Genomic DNA, 21,677 nt, shown 5'->3' with positions numbered 1-21,677 from the left:
AACTTCCGGAGGCTCAACCTGACCAATTCAATTGGATTGCAATTGAGTGGGCATACTTTTTCCAGCCAACATCAAAGCCAGTTTTTCCAAGTGGAAAAATCCATCGGTCGTTAACTATCCGGTTATATTTATTCTATCTGTGTGATACATCAATAATGTCTTGATATCATTCATTTGTATCTCAAAATTGTCCATTATAAAATAAATTCAGTATGGATTGATCAAATTTAAAACAATCACTCTGTTTAGCAGGTATATCCACTACTAAATTCATGAAAGAAATGGAAAATCATACAATGTTACAGTACTTCGAATGGTACTATCCTAATGATGGCAGCCTTTGGAAGAAAGTTCAGCAAGATGCTGTTAAACTAAAAGAAATGGGAATAGATTCCATTTGGCTGCCACCGGCACACAAGGGTATGGATGGCAAAGATTCAACCGGTTACGATTCTTATGATCTATACGATCTCGGCGAATTTGATCAGAAAGGAAGTATTGCTACAAAATATGGTACTAAAGAAGAATATCTGCAGGCAATAAAAGCTGCTCAGGAGGCTGGTATAAATGTTTATGTAGATATTGTGCTGAACCATCTGGGCGGAGCAGACGATCATGAACCGGTTATGGTACGCAAGGTAAATCCGGAGAACAGAAATGAATTCATCTCAGAACCCTTTGAAATTGATGCTTATACCAAATTTACCTATCCGGGTCGTGGTGGAAAATATTCTGAATTTCAATGGGATTTCCAGTGCTTTACGGGGGTAGATTACGATGCACGTACCCAGGAGTCGGCAGTATACAGCATTCAAAACCAATACGGAGCAGGATGGGAGAATGTGCTCGATACCGAAAATGGAAATTATGACTACCTGATGCTTACCGATATCGATTTTAGGAATCCTGCTGTAAGAGAGGAACTTAAAAGATGGGGAATGTGGTTTTACCAGACTACAGGTTTTGACGGATTACGTTTGGATGCCATTAAACATATGCCTGCTGATTTTTATAATGAATGGCTGGATTATCTTCGGGCTGAAACAGGCAAAGAACTGTTTACGGTGGGCGAATATTGGTCGCCATACGATCCGCAGTCCATGCTGGATTATATTGATGCTACACAGGGCCGTATGTCGTTATTCGATGCCAGCCTTCAGGCTAATTTCTCCCGTGCCAGTAAAGATGGCGAACAATATGACCTGAGTACCATATTAAACGGATCTCTGGTTTCAATGAGACCGGAACTAGCCGTAACATTGGTTGAAAACCACGATACCCAACCACTCCAATCGCTCGAACAGACAGTAGAACCATGGTTCCGGGCACATGCTTATGCAATCATTTTACTCCGTGAAGCAGGTTACCCATGCGTTTTTTATGCAGATGTATATGGATCGGCCTATACCGACAAAGGGAATGATGGAAAAGACCACGAAGTGACCATGGCCTCACTTCCTCAGTTAGAGGCATTGTTACAATTGAGAAAAACATTCGCCTATGGTTTTCAACGCGATTATTTTGATCATCCAAGTTGTATTGGCTGGACACGCTCGGGAGATGAGGAACACCAGGGTTCGGGCCTTGCAGTGGTTTTATCAAATGGTGAAGCGGGAAATAAGCGTATGGAAATGGGTACTGAGTTTGCAGGCAAAACTTTTAGCGATTATCTGGGGCATTGCGACAGAGAAATTACCATAGACCAGGATGGATGGGCAGAATTTTATTGTGAAGCAGGTTCGGTTTCAGTTTATACTTTAAAAGCGGATTGATAGTTGTTCAGATCTGAAATCTCTTATGGATTCAACCTGTGATAATAGGTCACAGCATACATTGGTTTACGCCCCTCCTTATTAAGGAGGGGTTGCCCTTAGGGCGGGGTGTTTAATCAATTTTATATTCTGTTTTTATAATAACCTATCATCTTCAGAGGCGTAGTCTTTAACCTCTTAATTGCAAATTGCCAGGCAGCTACAACGATCCATCTTTCACTTTCTCTTCCAGCATCTGGCCTCCCGCACGCCATTGCTCAAATGCTTTTATGGCTTCTCCTGGCATAATCCTTTCAAATGATACCGGCTGTTTTTCTATCGGTTCCTGCAAGGCGTCTAAAATGAACTGATCACCAAAGCCTGCCCATTCCGCATCTGTTCGGGTATTTCCATAGTATACCTGTTTAATATTGGACCAGTATATTGCACTTAAGCACATGGGGCAAGGCTCTGCGCTGGTATAAATCGTACAGCCTGACAGGTCGGCTTTCCCTATTTTTTTTGCTGCCTGCCTGATTGCATTTATTTCAGCATGGGCCGTCGGATCACAGTCCTGCGTAACTGAATTAGCCTCAGCGCTCAGGATTTTACCGTCGCGCACAATTAAAGCCCCAAACGGCCCTCCTTTCAACGATCGCAGGTTCTGCTCCGATAATGCAATGGCTTTAGCCATAAACTTTTCATGTATTTCCATCCTTAAAGAACAGTGATTTTAACTATTGGTTTTGGCTGTCATATTTGTTGTAACACATACCGGTAAGTTCCTTTCTGCAGACTTGTATAGGGCTTGATATATAGCTGTCTGCAACAGGTGTGTCAAAGGGACCCTAATGATACGGGTTTGATTGAGCTAGACACTAATAATGTCCGTGTTTTGCGTTTATATAAGAAAAGTTATAAAGTTTTAAGGGAATTTTGCCAAAGTTGAGACAAATCGACAAAATATTGAACAGATAATAAAATCAGTATTGCTTTACTTTGATTTCAATTAACCAAATAACAAACCTTACTGCAATTCTTCGATAGGCAACACATGCTTTTTGCAGTTTCAATATGTATTATGAGAAAACAGATATTTATTTCAGACAGTTGATTATCAAATACTTTAATATATTACTAACCAGGGAAACGAAAACTAAATTAATATGATGCTCAACACTTACCTATCTGTTCTAAACACGTTTATTGTTCCGTAAAACGATAACCTCATGGTCTAATCACCAATGACGTCGCTTTACGGCCTAAACAAATCAGGCTAAAAATTATTTCCAGGCGCAAGTCAATGTTAATTTTTTGATCATTATCAAGTGATAAGTATCATTTGATCACATAAAGAGTTTGTTTTGTAAAAACGTTTTAGTGTTTTTTGAGATTCATGTTGCAGTATAGTAACCATATTATGGGCAATATGCAATCATTATCAGGCAAGACCAGCAGGTTCAGTTTACACCTGCCATCGGCACCGCATTGAGGCTGATAGGGATTTCTTTGTCCAAAAATTCATCCATGCAGTTTTAAACTGCTTCCTGACCGGCTGCTGTAATATTAAACAATAGTTTTCTGAAATCTCCCCGGAAACGGATATATCCAACATACCTCAATCTAAGGAACCCATGTACCAAAAGTGGTTAACAATTTAATTATGCAAGCCGGTTTGATCCGGAAAAAGCGATAGGTATATATGAAAACAAAAAAAAATGTAAAAACCATGCCCTGGCAAATCCAATGGATATTGCTCGGGCTGATTGCACTTTCGTTAACGCGGTGTAAACAAGAAAAATTGCAGCAGGAGGATGCTTACGATCCGTCAAAAGAAGTGCTGATTACTGATTTTTACCCAAAACAAGGCGGAGTAGGGAATAACCTCGTTATTTATGGCCATAATTTCGGTAATGATATTTCGAAAATAAAAGTGACCATTGGTGGAAAAGTGGCTAAAGTGATCGGGGTAAAAAACAATAGTATTTATTGTATTATTCCTGAAGAGGCTTATGATGGCGATATCAAAATCACCATCATTGATGGCAACAACCAGCAGCTTGCACAGGCTATATCGAAAGAAGTCTTTTCTTATACCCGAAAATTACTGGTTTCTACATTTTTAGGAAAGTACTACCAGGTGGCTTCTAATTTTGAAGAAAAAGAAGGCCCGTTTAATGATTGCGGGGCGTTTAAAGGCATTACCTGGCTCACCCTTGATCCGAAAAATCCAAATCGCCTGTACTTTTCAGCCGATGTGAACAGTTGCCGTCTCGTCGATTTCGAAAAGAAATATGTGAGCTATTTCAGGACTGATCTCGACAGGGTATCCATTATCAATTGGCGAATTGATGGCAATCAGGACATGATTGTTTCGCACAATCACTCCAGCGATACCAAATATGGTAATTATATCTTTAGCCGTGAATCCAGCTTTCTGCAAAAGAAAGCAATCGAAGTTTATGCACGCGGGGTAAACGGAACGATGATACACCCTCAGAATGGTGAACTTTATTATTCGAGGTTCAGGGCAGGAGATATCCGCAGGTATGATTTTAATACTAAAGAGGATAAACTGGTCTTCTCCAATCCTTACAGCGCTGTAGCCGTTTACATGGTGATGCACCCTTCGGGCGACTATGCCTATCTGGTTGAGTACGATAAGCATTTTATTATGCGTACCGATTATGACCGCGCCACGAGGACTTTTAAAACCCCTTATACCATTTGTGGTGCTGCAGGTACCGCCGGTTATGCCGATGGAATTGGCACCAACGCCCGGTTAAATAACCCGGTACAGGGCGTATTTGTGAAAAACCCCGATTATGAAGCTACCGGAGGAGACCTATACGATTTCTATTTCTGCGACAAAGCCAATCATGCCATCCGCACTTTAACGCCACAGGGGAGGGTAAGCACTTTTGCCGGGCGCGGTAACAATGGCACAAGTGGCTACGCAGATGGCGATTTACGCACAGAGGCCCGTTTCAATAATCCACAGGCCATTACTTATGATGAAACCAGGAAATGCTTTTACATCGGCGATACAGGCAACTGGCTGATCCGCAAAATTGCTAAAGAAGAATAACTGATAAATACACAATATAATGATGAGATTTATTTTATTGACCTGCCTTTGGGTGCTTGGGATTTCCATTAATATCCTGGCCCAGGAGGTGATCGTTAAAGGTACCGTAACCGATGAGAAAAAGCTGCCGATTCCGGGGGTGAGCATCTCGGTAAGTAACCTGCCCGGATTAGGGGCCATTACCGATGGAGATGGAAGATACACCATTAAAATGCCTGCCTATCAAACCCTTGTATTTTCTTACGTGGGTTACGAAAAGAAAGAAGTTTTGGTGAAAGAGCAACGCCTGGTAGATGTTACCTTAAAAGAATCGGATGCCAGTGTACTGAACGAAGTGGTGGTAACGGCTACCGGTGCCGAAAAAAAGATTGCCATTACAGGTGCCATTACCACAGTAAATGTTGATCAGCTGAAGTCCAATCCGTCCACATCAATGGCTGATGCCCTGGCCGGCGTGGTACCGGGTATACAGGCCATGCAAACTTCGGGACGGCCAGGCAGTATTTCCGAATTCTGGGTGCGCAGTATTTCTACTTTTGGAGCCAGTAATGCTGCTTTGGTATTGATTGATGGTTTTGAGCGTGATATGAATGAAATCAATGTGGAAGATGTAGAATCCTTTTCAGTGTTAAAAGATGCTTCCGCAACCGCGATGTATGGTAGCAGAGGCGCCAACGGAGTAATCCTGATCAAAACCAAAAGAGGGAAGGAAGGTAAGGTGAATATCAATGCTAAAGTGGAAGGTTTTTACAACACGCTCACTAAACTTCCACAGTTTGTAGACGGCTATACGTATGCCTCAATGGCCAATGAAGCCAAGATTGTACGTAATCAGGAACCGCTTTTCTCGCGTTCGGAGCTTGAAATTCTGCGCCTGGGACTCGATCCGGACCTCTTTCCTAATGTAAACTGGATGGATGTGGTACTCCGGGACGCAGCCAGGAGCCAACGCAGTATGCTTAACCTGAGCGGCGGCGGAAAAACGGCACGTTATTATTTATCGGGCAGTTACCAGAACCAGCAGGGAATGTACAAGGTAGACGATGCTTTAAAAGATTATAATACCAATGCCAGTTTCAATAAATATACCTACCGCTTAAGCGTAGACATGGACATCACCAAATCTACCCTGTTAACCGTTGGAGTATCAGGCTCATTGCGTAAACAGAACGACCCAGGAGTGGGCAGTGATGCCATCTGGACAGCGCTGATGGGCTATAATGCCATCACTTCACCACTTCAGTACTCGGATGGGAAAATCCCGGCCAGTGATGACGGCGACACTAATCCTGACAACGATATGGATCGTTTTAATCCCTGGGTACAGGGTACCATGACAGGCTACAATGAAAGCTGGAGCAACAATATTCAAACCACACTAAACCTGAACCAGGGACTCGATTTTATTACCAGAGGACTCCGTTTTGTGGGCCGTTTCGGGTATGATACCTACAACAACAATTATATCAAACGGTATAAATTTCCTGAATTATGGAGTGCCAGCCGTTACCGGAATACAGCAGGCGAACTGGTATTCAAGCGGATTAAAGAAGAACAGAAAATGACGCAGACGGCCGGTTCGGATGGTAACAAAAATGAATTTTTCGAATGGGAAACCCATTACAACCGAAGCATTGCCTCGCATAATTTTGGTGCGGTGATCAAATACACGCAGGCTTCCAGGGTGTTTACCCAAAATATCGGTACCGATCTCAAAAACGGAATTGCCCGCCGCAACCAGGGAGTTGCAGGTCGCGTGAATTATAACTGGAATTCACGCTACTATGTAGACTTTAACTTCGGATACACAGGTTCCGAGAATTTTCATAAAGATTACCGGTTTGGGTTTTTTCCTGCCATTTCGGGTGCATGGAATGTAGGCGAGGAACCCTTGGTAAAGAAACTGGGTTGGGTAGATATGTTTAAAATCCGTTATTCATATGGAAAAACCGGGAATGATAATTTAGGTAATATCAGGTTTCCTTATCTCTACAGTTTGGAACAAATGTCGGCAGTTGGTTACAATTTCGGTGATTTCGATTCGTCAAATCCCTGGACAGGAATCCGTTATTCATCAGTAGCCTCCCCAAATGTAACGTGGGAAGTAGCTACCAAACAGGATTTAGGGATAGATTATGCTTTATTTCATGATAAAATCAGCGGGACGGTGGATTATTTCAGGGAAAGACGTGACGGCATTTATATGAGCCGGAATTTCCTGCCGGGATTTGTAGGCCTGGAGAACAATCCATCAGCCAATGTTGGTGAGGTAAAAGCCCATGGATTTGATGGCAGTTTTACTTTTAAACAGAAGATCAATAATGTCGATTTAACCCTGAGGGGCAATGCCACCTATAGCAAAAATGAAATTATTGAACGGGATGAAGAAAACACGATTTACAGCTATAAACTTCAGGAAGGACATCGTGTAGACCAGGCGCGGGGACTGATCGATTTAGGCTTGTTCACTGATTATGATGATATCCGTAACAGTCCGAGGCAAAGCTTTGGCGAGGTGATGCCGGGCGATATCAAATACAAGGACGTTAACGGAGATGGTTTAATTGATGATAACGATATTGTGGCCATTGGTGCAACCACACGCCCTAATTTTACCTATGGTTTTGGTATTTCAACCAGCTGGAAAGGACTGGATATCAATGTGCATTTTCAAGGGGTAGGAAAGTCTACTTACTTTATCAATGGCTCTTCGGTGTATATGTTCAGCTTAGGCCAGAACTGGGGAAATATCTTAAGCGATATTGCTGATAGTAACCGTTGGATGTTAGGGGTTAACGAAGATCCCAATGCCGATTATCCGCGTTTAACGTATGGCCCGAATGCCAATAATTACAGGGCATCAACATTCTGGCTAAGGGATGGTTCCTACCTGCGTTTAAAAACATTGGATATTGGTTATTCATTACCCAAAACCCTGGTGAACAGGGCACATTTAAACAATGTCCGTGTCTTTTTGATCGGGACCAACCTGCTTACTTTCAGTAAGTTTAAACTCTGGGATCCGGAGTTAGGAAGTTCGACCGGGAAAGTATATCCCTTGAGCAAAACATTATCATTAGGCGTATCAGTTAATTTATAAGCAATGAAAAATTTGAAAAAAACAGCGATGGCAGTAAGCCTGCTGATCGCTGTTACCATCATTAACGGTTGTAAGAAATTTCTCGACTCCGATTATCTTTTTGATGAAAGGCTAACCACAGAAGAGGTTTTTACCAACCCCGATTATGCAAACAGATGGCTTGCACAGGCGTACTCTTTTTTAGGCAGTAATTACATGCAGGAGGTAAGCAGCAAGAAAACCGTACCTTTTAATTTTGCTGATGACATGTATTATGGCGACGAAAATGATGGCTATAAAAGATGGAAAAACGGGCAGTATACCGAGAACGGGCTGAACGGTGAAAGCAGGGAAATATGGAATACCGCTTATAAAGGAATCAGGCAGGCCTCTATTTTTATCAATAATATTGATATCAATACCAAATTTTCAGCGAAAGAAATTGCTGATTTAAAAGGGCAGGCACGCTTTTTAAGGGCTTATTTTTATTGGATATTGCTGCGTACCTATGGCCCTGTACCCATTATAGCCAGCGAAGGCATCGACTATACTAAAGAATATGATGATATTGCCCAACCGCGAAATTCTTATGAAGAATGTGCGGTTTACCTGGCTAATGAGCTGGCGGAGGCTGCCAAAGGGTTATCTGTTCAACAGGGTATACAACAGATTGCCAGGCCTACCCGTGGTGCCGCTTTGGCACTGCGGGCCAGAATATTGTTGTACGCCGCAAGTCCGCTGGCTAACGGAAAAGCGCCCGCAGAAGTAGCGGCAGCAATGGTGACCAAAGATGGGAAGCCCTTACTTTCGCGCAGTTACGATGAATCAAAATGGGCAAGGGCAGCTGCCGCGGCAAAAGATGTGATGGATTTAGGGCAGTACCGCTTATATGTGGCCTATAAAAAGGCAACGGGCGATGCTGCTTACCCGGCAACGGTAACCCCGCCGTTCGACAGTAATTTCTCTAATAGTGCCTGGCCTTCCGGCTGGAGTGATATTGACCCTTTCGAATCCTATCGCTCTTTGTTTAATGGAACGGTGCCAGCTTACCAAAATCCGGAACTGATTTTTACCCATGGCCAAAACCAGGGTGGCGAAGGGATCAATGTGCTGGTATTACACCAGCTACCACGCCTGGAGGGGAAAGGTTATAACTCGCATGGCATGACGCAGAAGCAGGTAGATGCCTATTACATGAACAATGGTAGTGATATACCCGGTATGAACAGCATGTATGCCGGTAGGCCGGGTTACGAAGGTCGGTACAATTCAGCACCGAGGGCCTCGGGTTACGTCAAACAAGAAGAGTTGGCCAGCTATCCGGAATTAGGTCCACTGGGCGTAGGCGTAAACAAACAGTTTGCCCGTCGCGAGCCCAGGTTTTATGCTTCGGTTTCGTACAACGGCTCTACCTGGAATTTGTTGAATGCCGAAAGCGTAAAAGACGAAAAAAGTAATATGCAGATATTTTATTACCGTGGCGATCCTAACGGCTACAAAAATACTTCTTACTGGCCCCGTACAGGCGTTGGCATCAAAAAATATATACACCCGGACGATATCAGTAATGTAGCTGTTACTGCTTACGATCAAAGTCGGATGAAGCAAAAAGTTGATCCTGCCATCCGTTATGCAGAAGTATTGCTGATTTATGCAGAAGCCTTAAATGAGCTGAATGGTTCTTACAATATCCCATCATGGGATGGTAGCCGGACACATGCCATGTCGCGCAACATTTTAGAAATGAAAAAAGGGATACAGCCCATCCGTATCCGGGCAGGGTTGGCTGACTATACCAGCCAGGTATATGCTGATCCGAACCAGTTCCGCATCAAATTAAAAAGAGAACGGCAGATCGAGTTTTTTGCAGAAGGGCAACGTTATTTCGATTTGCGCCGCTGGACGGACGCTCCTTCGGAAGAATCTGCACCGGTTTATGGATACAATGCTTATGCCACCAAAGCACAGGCAGACCTTTTTCATACGGTTGTAGAAACGCCATCTCTGCCTTCCATCTTTACGCTTAAAATGTGGTTCTGGCCTATTCACTATGATGAATTAAAACGGAATAAATACCTTACGCAAAACCCTGGCTGGACAAATCCTGAATAACCGATTAGCATTTAAAACAATGAAACGTATATATCAATTAATTTTTATGGTAACAACAGTAATATGCTGTGTATCATGTCGTGATGAGTGGAAAGAAGAACAATTCGTCCAGATGGCATCATTTAAATCAAACCCAACTGCCCAGGGCGTAACCTGGTGTTATATCCGTTATAATGCCCAGGGGAAATTGAGGTTCAATTTACCGGTTATTATCAGCGGCTCTACCCCAAATGTTAAAGACCGTACAATCCACATCGGTTTGGATCCTGATACCCTGGCCAAACTGAACCAGGAACAATATGGCCACCGGCAGGAACTGTATTTTAAGCAACTGGATAAAAATTATTATACTATGCCACAAAGCATAACGGCACCTACAGGGGTAAGTACGGTAACCATACCGATTGATTTTACTTTGGGCAACCTCGATCAGGCGGATAAATGGGTTTTGCCGTTGCAGATTTTAAGCGATCCTTCTTATGATTACCAGGCGAACCCAAATAAATATTACAGAAGAACAATGCTCCGCATTACCCCCTTTAATGATTACTCCGGCGAATACGGCGGTACCTTGTACAAAATATTTTTGGAGGGAGATACTGAACCTTTAACCTTGAATACCCACAGGACGTTTGTGGTAGATGATAAAACTATTTTTCTCTACGCAGGGATCAGGGATATAGATTACCTCGACCGCAAAAATTATAAGGTCTTTATCAAATTTACCAATGAAAAAATAGATCTTCAAAAGAAAAAACTGGAAATCTGGAGCGACAACACGGTGAATAATAAGTTCAAGGTAGGGGCAACACAATCTTATTACACCAGGGATGAGGCCATGGATCCGAAACTTCCTTATTTAAAGCATGTTTACACCACTCTTTATCTGTCGTACGAGTTTGAAGATTATACTACCGTTCCTGGACAACGATTGAAATATAAAGTAGAGGGAACTTTGTCTATGCAGCGCGACCTGAACACGTTGATACCGGATGAAGATCAGCAGATTCAGTGGTAAACTACCTTAATCAGGTACATCTGGTGGTCGGTGTGGCACCGACCACCATAAAAAATATATCTACTTGTTGGTTGGTGTCCACCAACTAACAGAAAGCATAACTAATTATTGATTAGCTTAAAGTTACTAAAAGTCCCTGTCTGAGAAGTATCTCCCTTCACCACAATGCCAGCCCGGTAGCCCATTCCCCAGGGTACATATTTGTCGGCTAAAAAATCCGTACGATAAAAACTAAGCCATTCTGTTGCTGGTTTTTTATAGAAAAAATCGATCTGTTTGCCATCGTTGCTAATCTGCATTTTCAACTGTACCGGTGTGCTTAAACTTTCTGTCGATGCTTTAAGAACGTTGTAAGTACCTTCAAAATTGTCAAAAACAATAAATCCATCTTTCGAGGCTGTAATGCCTATGCCGCCAAGTTCGCCAGGCCATTTACTTTTTAATATGGCTCCCCCAAGGCAAATGCCGGTTTTTGCTTCCCCGGGATTTACCTCTGCACTGATGCTGAAATTTACCGTTTTAATGTACTGGCCTAAAAAGGTGCCAAGTGCGTGGTTTTCATCAGATGCCGACAATTTCAAGCCTTTATCTAAAAACATCAATGGTCTTTGCGATTTGGAAGGCCACTGCCAGGCGAGATCAAGTGTTTGATCCTTTTCAAAATTATCGGTAAAATCAAGATCAGCTTTTGGACGGTTGGGGAGGGTGGCATTATGCAATACGGGCCATCCATCAGCCCCTACAATCAATTCCTCAATAATGCCTTCCCGGCCAACAAAAACATCATAATTTTTGTTAAAAGCATGGTAAAGCATAAATAGCCTGTCATCGGCAGTTTTTACTACTGTGCCATGGCCGGGGCAGTTCCAACGATCATTGCTCACCATAATCGGGTTTTTGCCATATTTCTCCCATAAGCCGCTGTTTAAATCTTTTGTTCTGGCAATGCCGGTTTTATAATTGCATTTGGCATCGCAACAACCCCCAACCGAATACAGGCTATATACATATTCTCCCAAAGTAAAAAAACAGGCGCCTTCCACCAGTCCGGTTTCCCATGGCTGGCTATTGGTAAATACTTTGCTTTTTTGCCCCAGTAATTTGGTACGGCTCTCGTTAATTTCCTGTTTCCAGATCCAGCTTTCTTTGCCGCAACCATTACCATCGTTTTTCCAGAAAGCATAAATTTTGCCGTTTTGCTGTAATTCAAATGCATCTATGGCACCGCATTCATCTTCAATAATCACAGGGCCATTGTCGGTAAATTTACCCGTTTCAATTTTATCTGCATCAATCCATGCCGTTCCGCACTGTAAACCCGGGTTACCTTTTGTTTCCCGGTTATGCGCCGTGTAATAGGCATAAATCCGGTTCTGTTTTTGGTCATAAACCAGTTCCGAAGCCCAGAAGTTATTCTCACCCCACTGATTTTTCATATCCTTAAATCCATTCGGGAAAACGTGATTAATCAGTTTCCAGTTCTTAAGATCGGTTGATTTATAAATGGTGAAATACGGAGCCCACTCGTTGGTGGTAGAAGTAGCATAATATGTTCTTCCAATCCTGATGATAGAAGGATCCGGATTATCGCCGGGTAAGGCAGGATTTACCAATATGTGTTGTTGAAGTCCTGTATCCGGATTAACCGATTGCGGTTTTTTTAATCCGCAGGAAAAGAGGCAAAAGCTGATCAGCAAAACAGCCAAAGAGGTGCCAAATGGTTGAACCGTAAAAGTATAAGGCTCTTTTGAAACTGGATTTTTTTGAATTGGTATGCGCTCCATACCATTTGGAGATGGATTAAAGAAGGTAGATAATCGAAAATTGAGCATGTATATAAGGGTGTAAATTGTCTTGTTGCTTATTTGGTTATTTGTCCGAAAATAAACAATTATATGATGACAAAAAGGTTGCTGTAATGAAATGAATATGCTTAAATGCATCATTTCTTATTGGTGAAAGCCACATTATTTATCTTTTTTTAACTTCTTTTTAAGAAGATTTTTTTATTGTAAAAAATTGATTTTTAGGTTGTTGATTTTATTTGTTAGCATTTTCTTATATTTTGTGTAAGCCGTTTTTAAACCGGATACTTTGCTCCATTTCTGTTTTTTGATCAGGCAAAATGAGACGAATCAACAATAAATTGAACATATTTTACAAAGTTCATTGGCTTACTTTGGCAGTAGAACCAATTATAAACCTGTCAAGTGCATCAGCTGCAAATATTTATGGCCATTATCAAGGATAATGATGACATCGGCTCACCTGGCTGGCTTCATTTAGAATAGGTATCAAATCTGCCCTCAAAACTCACTACTAACACATCAATAATTATAATAATTAAATTCAATGAAAAACTACAGGTCAATTTACATGCTGTTACTAGGCATTTTTACCTTGAACCCAACGTATGCTCAAAATACACTGAGCAAAAGCGAAAAAAAAGAAGGTTTTAAACTATTGTGGAATGGTAAGGATGCAAAAGGATGGCGAGCCATATTTAAAGAGCAGTTTCCATCCAAAGGCTGGGAAATGAACGATGGAGTGTTAACGGTATTGGCGTCAAACGGGCAGGAGCAAGGTTCCGGCGGCGATATTGTTACCCGTGATGAATTTTCGGCCTTTATTTTAAAATTTGATTTCAAACTTAGCCCAGGTGCAAACAGCGGGATCAAATATTTTGTAACCGAAGAAGAAAAAACAAATCTTTCAGGCATTGGCCTCGAATTTCAGGTATTGGATGATGAAAAACATCCGGATGCAAAACTCGGCAAAAACGGTAACCGCAAACTGGCCTCTTTGTACGATCTGATCCCGTCAAACAAACCTGCTTCGGTAATTAAACCAATCGGCGAGTGGAACAGTGGCGAAGTGCGGGTTTATCCGAACAACCATGTAGAGCATTGGTTAAACGGCGTAAAAGTGGTGGAGTATGAGCGTGGTTCAGAAGATTTTAGAAAACTGGTAGCCGCAAGTAAATACAAAACATGGAAAAACTTTGGTGAAGCCAAAAAAGGCCATATACTTATTCAGGATCATGGCAACACGGTTTCTTACCGGAACATCAGAATCAAAACACTTTAATAACCGGAAATGATGGAAGAATCGAGAAGAAACTTTATAAAAAAGGCTGCAATTGCGGCGGCGGGAACTTATGTTGGTACCTTAGGGATGTCGGCCAAAAGTTATGCAAATATTATCGGTGCCAACGATCGGGTTAGGGTCGGGGTGGTAGGTTTTTCTGACCGCTTCAAGGATACGCTTTTCCCCTGCTTTCTAAACCACCATAAGGAACTTAACTTTGATATTGTTGCGCTTTCCGATCTCTGGAATTACCGTCGTGCTTTAGGTGCTGGACATATCAAAAACAAAATTGGCCATGGCATTACTTCCTGTAAAAACAATGATGAGCTTTATGCCCTGAAAGATCTTGATGCCGTAATTATCAGTACGCCGGATTTTGCGCATGCCTTGCACGCCATCGAAGCAGTTAAAAATAAAAAGGATGTGTATTGCGAGAAACCTTTTGCTGAAACCATGGATGATGCCCGCGCTGCTTTAAAAGCGGTTAGGTCTTCTAAACAGATTCTGCAGATCGGTTCACAACGCCGCAGTGGACAGAATTATCAAGCCGCTGCCGATTTTATTAAGGAGGGTAAGTTTGGCGATATTACCATGGTAGAACTGAGCTGGAATGTAAACCAGCCGGGCCGGTGGCGCCGTCCTGATCTGGTAGCCAAACTGAAAGAGGAAGATACCGATTGGAAACGCTTTTTGTTGAACCGCCCATACGAAACCTTTGATCCGAGGATTTACCTGGAGTACCGTCTTTTCTGGCCTTATTCTTCCGGTATGCCCGGCCAGTGGATGAGTCATCAGATCGATACGGTGCATTGGTTTACGGGTTTATCGCACCCGCGCAGCGTAACTGCCAACGGCGGCATTTATCAATGGAAAGATGGTCGCCGAAACTGGGATACCACCACCGCTGTTTTTGATTACGGGCCATTAGATGACCTTACCAAAGGTTTTCAGGTAGTATTTAGTTCCAGGATGCACAATGGCGACGAAAAACCGGCAGAGATTTATTATTCCAACGGCGGTGAGCTGAACCTGATTACCAATACCATTTCGCCACATGGGGGGTTAAATGAAAGGGCTGCAGCGGCCATGAAAATGAAACCAAACCTATTGCCCCAAATCAAACTTGCAGCCCCATCTGCTGCTGCGGCATCGGCCAATACAGGTGCCGATGTGTTAAGTTCCAACCACATGCGTAACTGGCTGGAGTGTATCCGAAGTAGAAAAGAACCTAACGCCCCGGTAGAAGCAGGTTATCAGCATTCCATTGCAAACATTATGACCAATGCCGCAGTACGAACCGGGGGAAAAGCCACCTTTGATGCCACCCGCCAGGAAGTAATGGTTGGAGGGAAAGTTTTTAAATATTAACAGCCTCAACAACAAAGTGCCAAGGTCTGTGTCTCCACAGACCTTATTAAACTATTTGCCATTAGTTTTTACCATATCAGACATTTAAGGTACACATCAGCTGATATGTTCTTATATTTCTTACATGGTGCAATAGTGACAAAGATATTTCCTCAATGCTATTGCTGAAAAAGCCTTTTCGTTATCACCAAATTAGTTACCTAAGCTTGGTAGTCAGCGAAGGTATGTGTCCTCACATACCTTTCACATAAAAGTTTACGCTTATTAGCTACTCCAATACCAGATTTTATTCCCTGGTATCTTTACTCAGCGAATTAATATATTCTTGTGGCGTTACCTTAAAATACCTTTGAAAATTTTTATTGAATAAACTTTGAGAGCTATAACCCACCATTTTCGCAATCTCAAAAAAAGTGAATTCGTTTTGGGCAATCAGCCTGGTTGCTTTTTTGAGCCGGGTTACATCAATGAGTTCTTTAGGCGATAGCGCAGAAATAGCTTTTATCTTACGGTAAAGGGTTGGACGGCTCATGTGCATGTGTTCGGCCATCTGGTCGATATCCAGATAAGGATCCTGAATGTTCTTGCGCACATATTCATCCAGCCTTTTTAAAAATGCTTCTTCAATTTTAGAATTGGCTACCACCCTTACATCCTCAAAAGGAGAACTGGCAAAGTGGGCCTTTATTTTTAAACGGTTCTGAAGCAGGTTTGCTACCTGTAGCCGTAACAATTGTGGCGAAAATGGCTTTTTAATGTACAGATCTGCACCCACTTCCAATCCTTCAATATGCGCTTTATAGGTATTTTTTGAGGTTAACAGGATAATAGGGATGTGGCAATATTCTACATTCGATTTGATGAGCCTGCAAAGTTCAAAACCATCAATGCCGGGCATCATAATATCCGAAATAATCAGGTCAACGATTTCATTATCCAGAATTTCCTGAGCAAGCTCGCCGTTAATGGCCAGATGCAATTTATAGGTGTTTCCGAATACCTGCGTTAAAAACTCGAGGATATCTTCGTTATCGTCGATAATTAAAATGCTTTCCATCATGGCTGTTTTATCTTTTTCCAACTGCTCAATTTAAATTCAAACTTTTGGTGTATAGGTAAGATCAATTCAAAAACGATCTTGTCTGCATCGCTTTCCGATAAATGCAGTGAGCCATTATGCAGTTCTGCCAACGATTTTGCCAGCGAAAGCCCAATGCCTGTACCTGGTTTATCTTTGCCGTATAACCTGAAAAATGGTTCGAAAATCTGAGAACGGTACTGTGGGGGGATGCCTTTTCCGTCGTTACTGAAAGTAACTGTAAACTGGCCGTTGATTTCGTCGGCGTTCAGGCGCACGGTTACCTCACTTGTTCCATATTTTATGGCATTAGAAATTAAATTGTTATAGATCTTGATCAATGCTTCACGATCGGCAAATGCAATGATATGGGTTTTGGGCAATTCGAGAGCAAGCGAAATATTACTTTTCAGGGCTTCCTGTTGAAAAGCATTTACCTGTTCTTTTAAAAGGTTGCTGATATCGGTATTTACAAAGTTTAAGCCGAACTGGTGCATCTCGGTCTTGCGGAAATCCAGTAGCTGATTGGTTAGTTTAGCCAGTCGGTTTGCATTTTTTTCGACCATCAGCAAACTGCTTTTGAAGGGCTGTTCCTGCGCTTCTTCCAGCATCATCTCCACCGGACCTAAAATTAGCGTAAGCGGCGTTTGTATTTCATGGGCAATATTGGTGAAAAATTCAATCTTGGCCTGATAAATCTCTTTTTCCTTTTCGTGTTCGAACAGTTGTAATTTATTGAAGTTTTTCCGTTCAATATAGCGATGATAATAGCGAACAGATAGAAAGAGGCCTGTTGCAATCATCAGCAGGTAGCAAACATAAGCCGTAGTGCTTTTCCAAAATGGCGGAAGGATTTGAATAAAAAGACGACGCTCTTTGCCCGTCCAGCTATCTACATTGCTTTTCGCCCTGACCAAAAAAGTATAGTTACCAGGAGATAAATCCGTGAAATAGGCTTTTCGGTTATTGTTGAGGTAAGTGGTGGCCTGGTCTATACCTTTCATTACATATTCGTACCTGGTTACTTCAGGTGAAGAATAATTGAGCGCAGCAAATTCGATACTAAAATTATTCTGATGATGGGCCAATATAATGGTATCGGTATAAGAAATGGATTTGCTCAGCGGACTATTTTTAACATTAGGGAGAACTTCCTTATTGTTAAGCTGAAAACCGGTTATAAAAGTAGGAGGGGCAGTGTCTTTGTGCTCAAAATCTTTAGGATCAAAAGAAATCATTCCCCTTACCGATCCAAAATACATTCTGCCATTTGGTGCTTTATAGGCCGAACTGAAGTTAAACTGATTGGTAATCAGTCCATTTGATTTGGTGTAGATTTTGAAGTTTTCGGTCCGCAGGTCGAAACAGATCAACCCTTTAAGCGAGCTGATCCATAAGTGTTTTGAGTCGTCTTCTAAAGCCCGGAACAAGATGTTGGTAGGCAGTCCGTTTTCGGTTGTAAATTTTTTCAGTACTTTCCGGTCTGCACTCAACCTGATCAGTCCACCGCCCTCGGTAGTAAACCACATGGCATTATTGCTGTCTTCCATAATGCCGCATACCGGAAAATCATGGATTGTCTTATTGTTAACCTTTTCGCCAAAAGAAATGTTGCCATGTTTACCCGTTTTAGGGTGAAAATAAAATGCCCCGCGTGAAACGCTGCCAGTCCAGATATTGCCTAGCCGATCCTCCCAGACATCGTATACATATGAGTTAACAGGAATCTCTTTAATTCTTCTAAATGTTTTCTTCTTTTGGTTAAAAATAAATAGCCCCGAACCCATATTATAGCCTGTACCTACGTAAATGGTGCTATCTTTAGCTTGGTGGATGGAAAGTACAAAATCGCTCGTTTCTTCATTTTCTTCGCCAATGGTTTTAAAACGTTCAATTACTTTTCCCTGATCCATATCCATAATTTCCATGCCGTGTAAAAACGGCCCAACCAGCAATTGATTACCCAAAGCAAGCAGACCATGAATATTTGGGTACGATAGATTGCCGTCCTTGCCATTGGCTTTATAATTGGTAAAAAGCCCGGTTTTTGGGTTGAATTTGTTTACACCAGCATCTTCAGTACCGATCCATAAATTGCCTTTCTGATCAGGACAGATTTCCCTCACTGCATTTCCGGAAATAGAATTGGTACCCAATAACGGATAATATTTTTCGAACCGTGCATTGTTCCGGGAGAAATAACCCAGTCCCCCGAAATAGGTGCCGGCCCACATGCCACCTTCATTATCTTTACAAACCGTATATACAGCGTTATCAGGAATGGAATAGGGATCGCCCGGTTGTTTACGCAGATTGATATTGGTGTTGGTGGCCAGGTTATAGATATAAATACCCGATTCTGTGGCAATCCAATACTCGTTTTTTTCACCTACGGTGATGTCACGTACATAAATATCTGTATTGTCGCTATTTTTAAGGATCAGCGATCTGATCTTACCGGTTTTGGTATTATAACTTTTCAATCCACGCTTAAAACATCCTACCAGTATATTATCGTTGTCTGTTGGAAATATTTTACTGATTGACCGAAGGTTTGCCGGTACATGCTCTCCGATAATTTTTACAAAGGTCTTTGATCCATCCCCTGGATTGTAGGTAACCATTTCACCATTATCAGTGCCAACCAGAATGTTCCGATGTTCATCAATGGCCATGCAGGCTGCACTTATTTTTAAGTCTATGATCTTATTATCTTGCTGTACATATTTAAACAGGGCTCTGTTTGCTAAAAAGTAAAGGTTGTTTTCATGATCGACCAGGATGGCATTGATGTATTTTTTTACGTCGGGCTTGAGCGGCGTAAACAACTCTTTAATGGGGTCATATTTAAAAATACCACGACCGGTACCTACCCATAATATGCCATTTTTATCTTCAGCAAGGCTAACAATAATGTTGTTGCCAATGTTTCCGAACCTGCTTTTTTCATCTTTAAAGGTTTTAAAAGTATAACCGTCAAAGCGGTTTAAACCGCCCCGGGTACCCACCCAGATCATGCCTTTTTTATCCTGTATAACCGTATTCACTGAATTATGTGCCAATCCATCATCGGCCTGGTACTGCCGGAAATAATGGGATTGCCCCTTGCAGGTAGAAATTGCAAAAAACAGATTCACTGACAGAAAAAATAATACAAATCGCATATTCGAGTAATCTCAAATATATATAAATCCAATTGTGGTGTAATCCATATTTAGGAACCTTTTTACCGGTTTTTGAATAGCTGTTTTTTTATTATCTGATTATCAGCTATTTGTATAGTGTGGTAAAAGTGATTTGAGACATATCGACAAAAAGATGAACAAATTTTACAACCATCATTTCTTTACTTTGATAGGATTTAACCAAATTAATAACCTGACTGCAAATCATTCTGCCTGCTAACCAATCCTTTGCAGTTTTAACATTTATCTTATGAGAAACAACTTATTGATTTATCTGGCTACCGCCCTTGTTGTTTTAACCGCTTCCTGCCAGAAAGGGCCATCATCCGAAGGAGCTGATGTAAACCAAATCGGAAAACTATCTGCCTCATATGTAATCGCCGCTGCACCACCATTGGGTACTTTGATTGATGGGGCAATATACCGCATCCGCGGAACTTCATCCTTACCCAACGTGCCTGTGGTAGAAGTTACCGGTAACTCCACGGCAGAAAATGCCGCTATTCAGCAATGGTCGTGGTTTCCCAACAATGGCCAAAAATGGAAACTGATAAAAATCGATGCCACTTATTACAAATTGGTGAATATGACCAGCAGTAAATGCCTCAAATCGCCATCGGCTACCTCGGGCGATATTTTGCAACAAGGTACCGATGATGGCAGCGATGCGCAACAATGGGCTATTGATTATACCGGCAGTAATAATGTATATACGCTTACCAATAAGGCCACCGGGATGAAAATGGCCGTCGATCCCGAAAGCAGTACGCCTGGCGCCAAAATCAGGCAGAAAACGACCTTGACCGGTACACAGGGAATGTTTAATTTTCATGATACCAACTTCCAGAATCCATTGATTAATGCGAGCAGAGCTGATCCTTATGTTGCTCAAAAAGATGGTTATTATTACTTCATGTATACCCGCGGAAATAATATCGGCTTGAGGAAAACCAAAACAATGTCTTTACTTTCTACGGCAGCCGAAACAGTGGTGTGGACTCCTCCTGCAGGTGCAGCTTATTCTTCTAATATCTGGGCACCCGAATTGCACTTCCTCTCCGGGAAATGGTACCTCTACTTTGCCGCTAATGACGGGGGCGATGTCACCCATCGCATGTATGTACTTGAAAATTCCAATGCTGATCCTACTACAGGTACCTGGACATTTAAAGGGAAAATCAGCGATCCAAGCGATCAGTGGGCGATTGACGGATCGGTTTTAACCGTTGGAACTGAAAACTATTTCATTTGGTCGGGATGGGAGAACGTGGCCACCAAATACAAACAATACATCTACATTGCTCAAATGTCTAACCCATGGACAATAAGCAGCGACAGGGTAAAAATATCATCGCCAACCAATAATTGGGAAAAATATGAACCGAGCGGCGCTTTAGGGGCGGGCGTTAACGAAGGCCCCATTATGCTCAGAAAAGATGTCAGCAGTCCGGTATTTATTATATATTCTGCCAGCCGCTACAGCAGTGATAATTATTGTTTGGCGCAGATCCAGCTGAAAGATGGGGGCAACCCGATGGTAGCAGGCGATTGGATCAATAAAAAACAGGTATTTGTTAAAAGCGATGCCAATGGGGTTTATGGTCCCGGCCACAATGGTTTTTTTACCAGTAGCTACACTGATCCGAACGGGGTATTGCATAGCGAAAACTGGTTTATTTACCATGCCCGTAGCGTAGCCAATACCAGCAACGGATCGAGAACACCAAGGATGCAAAAACTGACCTGGAATGCAGATGGCTCACCAAATTTTGGAACGGCCACAGCTACAGGGGTGAATATTCCGGTACCGGTGGGCGAATAAGAGGTTTGAACAATACTCATCATCCTTATCATTTTGAGATAAAACGACAAAGGAATGAACATTTTTTGTAAACAGCATTTTTTTACTTT

The 21,677-nt window shown here is 42.1% G+C and carries 12 protein-coding genes; 8 read left to right on the top strand and 4 right to left on the bottom strand.

Annotation, left to right across the window (positions count from 1 at the left end):
• Positions 1-281 precede the first annotated feature (281 nt).
• The gene (locus QZ738_RS19620; protein WP_293789783.1) at positions 282-1,772 is read left to right on the top strand and encodes an alpha-amylase; all 1,491 of its coding nucleotides are present in this window, start codon (positions 282-284) and stop codon (positions 1,770-1,772) included.
• A 199-nt stretch (positions 1,773-1,971) separates the two neighbouring features.
• On the opposite strand, the gene QZ738_RS19615 is transcribed toward QZ738_RS19620, so the two are convergent.
• The gene (locus QZ738_RS19615) at positions 1,972-2,466 is read right to left on the bottom strand and encodes a nucleoside deaminase (RefSeq protein WP_293789781.1); all 495 of its coding nucleotides are present in this window, start codon (positions 2,464-2,466) and stop codon (positions 1,972-1,974) included.
• 987 nt (positions 2,467-3,453) lie between these two features.
• Here QZ738_RS19615 and QZ738_RS19610 point away from each other — a divergent pair.
• Genes QZ738_RS19610 through QZ738_RS19595 form a run of 4 tightly spaced genes read left to right on the top strand, consistent with a single transcriptional unit; the run spans position 3,454 to position 11,048 of the window.
• Positions 3,454-4,839: an IPT/TIG domain-containing protein gene (locus QZ738_RS19610; protein WP_293789780.1), complete on the top strand. Its 1,386-nt coding sequence runs from the start codon at positions 3,454-3,456 to the stop codon at positions 4,837-4,839.
• Between the two features lie 19 nt (positions 4,840-4,858).
• Positions 4,859-7,939: a TonB-dependent receptor gene (locus QZ738_RS19605; RefSeq protein WP_293789778.1), complete on the top strand. Its 3,081-nt coding sequence runs from the start codon at positions 4,859-4,861 to the stop codon at positions 7,937-7,939.
• A gap of 3 nt (positions 7,940-7,942) precedes the next feature.
• Positions 7,943-10,030, top strand: coding sequence for a RagB/SusD family nutrient uptake outer membrane protein (locus tag QZ738_RS19600; RefSeq protein ID WP_293789776.1), 2,088 nt, complete (start codon positions 7,943-7,945; stop codon positions 10,028-10,030).
• 19 nt (positions 10,031-10,049) lie between these two features.
• Positions 10,050-11,048 carry a DUF4973 domain-containing protein gene (locus QZ738_RS19595; RefSeq protein WP_293789773.1) on the top strand — a complete coding sequence of 333 codons (999 nt, stop codon included), beginning with the start codon at positions 10,050-10,052 and terminating at the stop codon, positions 11,046-11,048.
• A 101-nt stretch (positions 11,049-11,149) separates the two neighbouring features.
• Here the strand turns inward: QZ738_RS19595 and QZ738_RS19590 are convergent, their stop codons facing one another.
• Positions 11,150-12,880 (bottom strand): glycoside hydrolase family 43 protein, encoded by a 1,731-nt coding sequence (locus QZ738_RS19590; RefSeq protein ID WP_293789770.1) that lies wholly within the window; start codon positions 12,878-12,880, stop codon positions 11,150-11,152.
• Positions 12,881-13,400: 520 nt separating this feature from the next.
• On the opposite strand from QZ738_RS19590, the gene QZ738_RS19585 reads away from it, so the two are divergent.
• Together QZ738_RS19585 and QZ738_RS19580 are read left to right on the top strand one after the other, a co-directional pair.
• The gene (locus QZ738_RS19585) at positions 13,401-14,135 is read left to right on the top strand and encodes a DUF1080 domain-containing protein (protein ID WP_293789767.1); all 735 of its coding nucleotides are present in this window, start codon (positions 13,401-13,403) and stop codon (positions 14,133-14,135) included.
• Positions 14,136-14,147: 12 nt separating this feature from the next.
• On the top strand, positions 14,148-15,503 hold the full coding sequence (locus tag QZ738_RS19580; RefSeq protein WP_293789866.1) for a Gfo/Idh/MocA family oxidoreductase: 1,356 nt from the start codon (positions 14,148-14,150) through the stop codon (positions 15,501-15,503).
• A 286-nt stretch (positions 15,504-15,789) separates the two neighbouring features.
• Here QZ738_RS19580 and QZ738_RS19575 read toward each other — a convergent pair whose 3' ends face one another.
• Both QZ738_RS19575 and QZ738_RS19570 read right to left on the bottom strand, forming a co-directional pair.
• Complete coding sequence (locus tag QZ738_RS19575) at positions 15,790-16,584, bottom strand: DNA-binding response regulator (RefSeq protein ID WP_293789764.1); 795 nt, start codon at positions 16,582-16,584, stop codon at positions 15,790-15,792.
• The gene (locus QZ738_RS19570) at positions 16,560-19,718 is read right to left on the bottom strand and encodes a two-component regulator propeller domain-containing protein (protein WP_293789761.1); all 3,159 of its coding nucleotides are present in this window, start codon (positions 19,716-19,718) and stop codon (positions 16,560-16,562) included. The genes QZ738_RS19575 and QZ738_RS19570 overlap by 25 nt, the downstream gene beginning before the upstream one ends.
• A gap of 298 nt (positions 19,719-20,016) precedes the next feature.
• Here QZ738_RS19570 and QZ738_RS19565 point away from each other — a divergent pair, with 298 nt between their 5' ends.
• Positions 20,017-21,588 carry a family 43 glycosylhydrolase gene (locus tag QZ738_RS19565; protein WP_293789759.1) on the top strand — a complete coding sequence of 524 codons (1,572 nt, stop codon included), beginning with the start codon at positions 20,017-20,019 and terminating at the stop codon, positions 21,586-21,588.
• Positions 21,589-21,677: the final 89 nt, after the last annotated feature.

Source organism: uncultured Pedobacter sp., from assembly GCF_913776295.1.
In the GTDB taxonomy this organism is placed as follows: domain Bacteria; phylum Bacteroidota; class Bacteroidia; order Sphingobacteriales; family Sphingobacteriaceae; genus Pedobacter.
Note: the sequence above shows the minus strand (reverse complement) of the source record. Positions and strands in the feature narration are given on the sequence as shown.

What these genes read in the sequence shown, in the direction of transcription:
- QZ738_RS19620 (WP_293789783.1), top strand. Translation starts at nt 282, where the DNA reads ATGGAAAATCATACAATGTTACAGTACTTCGAATGGTACTATCCTAAT.
- QZ738_RS19615 (WP_293789781.1), bottom strand. Translation starts at nt 2,466, where the DNA reads ATGGAAATACATGAAAAGTTTATGGCTAAAGCCATTGCATTATCGGAG.
- QZ738_RS19610 (WP_293789780.1), top strand. Translation starts at nt 3,454, where the DNA reads ATGAAAACAAAAAAAAATGTAAAAACCATGCCCTGGCAAATCCAATGG.
- QZ738_RS19605 (WP_293789778.1), top strand. Translation starts at nt 4,859, where the DNA reads ATGATGAGATTTATTTTATTGACCTGCCTTTGGGTGCTTGGGATTTCC.
- QZ738_RS19600 (WP_293789776.1), top strand. Translation starts at nt 7,943, where the DNA reads ATGAAAAATTTGAAAAAAACAGCGATGGCAGTAAGCCTGCTGATCGCT.
- QZ738_RS19595 (WP_293789773.1), top strand. Translation starts at nt 10,050, where the DNA reads ATGAAACGTATATATCAATTAATTTTTATGGTAACAACAGTAATATGC.
- QZ738_RS19590 (WP_293789770.1), bottom strand. Translation starts at nt 12,880, where the DNA reads ATGCTCAATTTTCGATTATCTACCTTCTTTAATCCATCTCCAAATGGT.
- QZ738_RS19585 (WP_293789767.1), top strand. Translation starts at nt 13,401, where the DNA reads ATGAAAAACTACAGGTCAATTTACATGCTGTTACTAGGCATTTTTACC.
- QZ738_RS19580 (WP_293789866.1), top strand. Translation starts at nt 14,148, where the DNA reads ATGGAAGAATCGAGAAGAAACTTTATAAAAAAGGCTGCAATTGCGGCG.
- QZ738_RS19565 (WP_293789759.1), top strand. Translation starts at nt 20,017, where the DNA reads ATGAGAAACAACTTATTGATTTATCTGGCTACCGCCCTTGTTGTTTTA.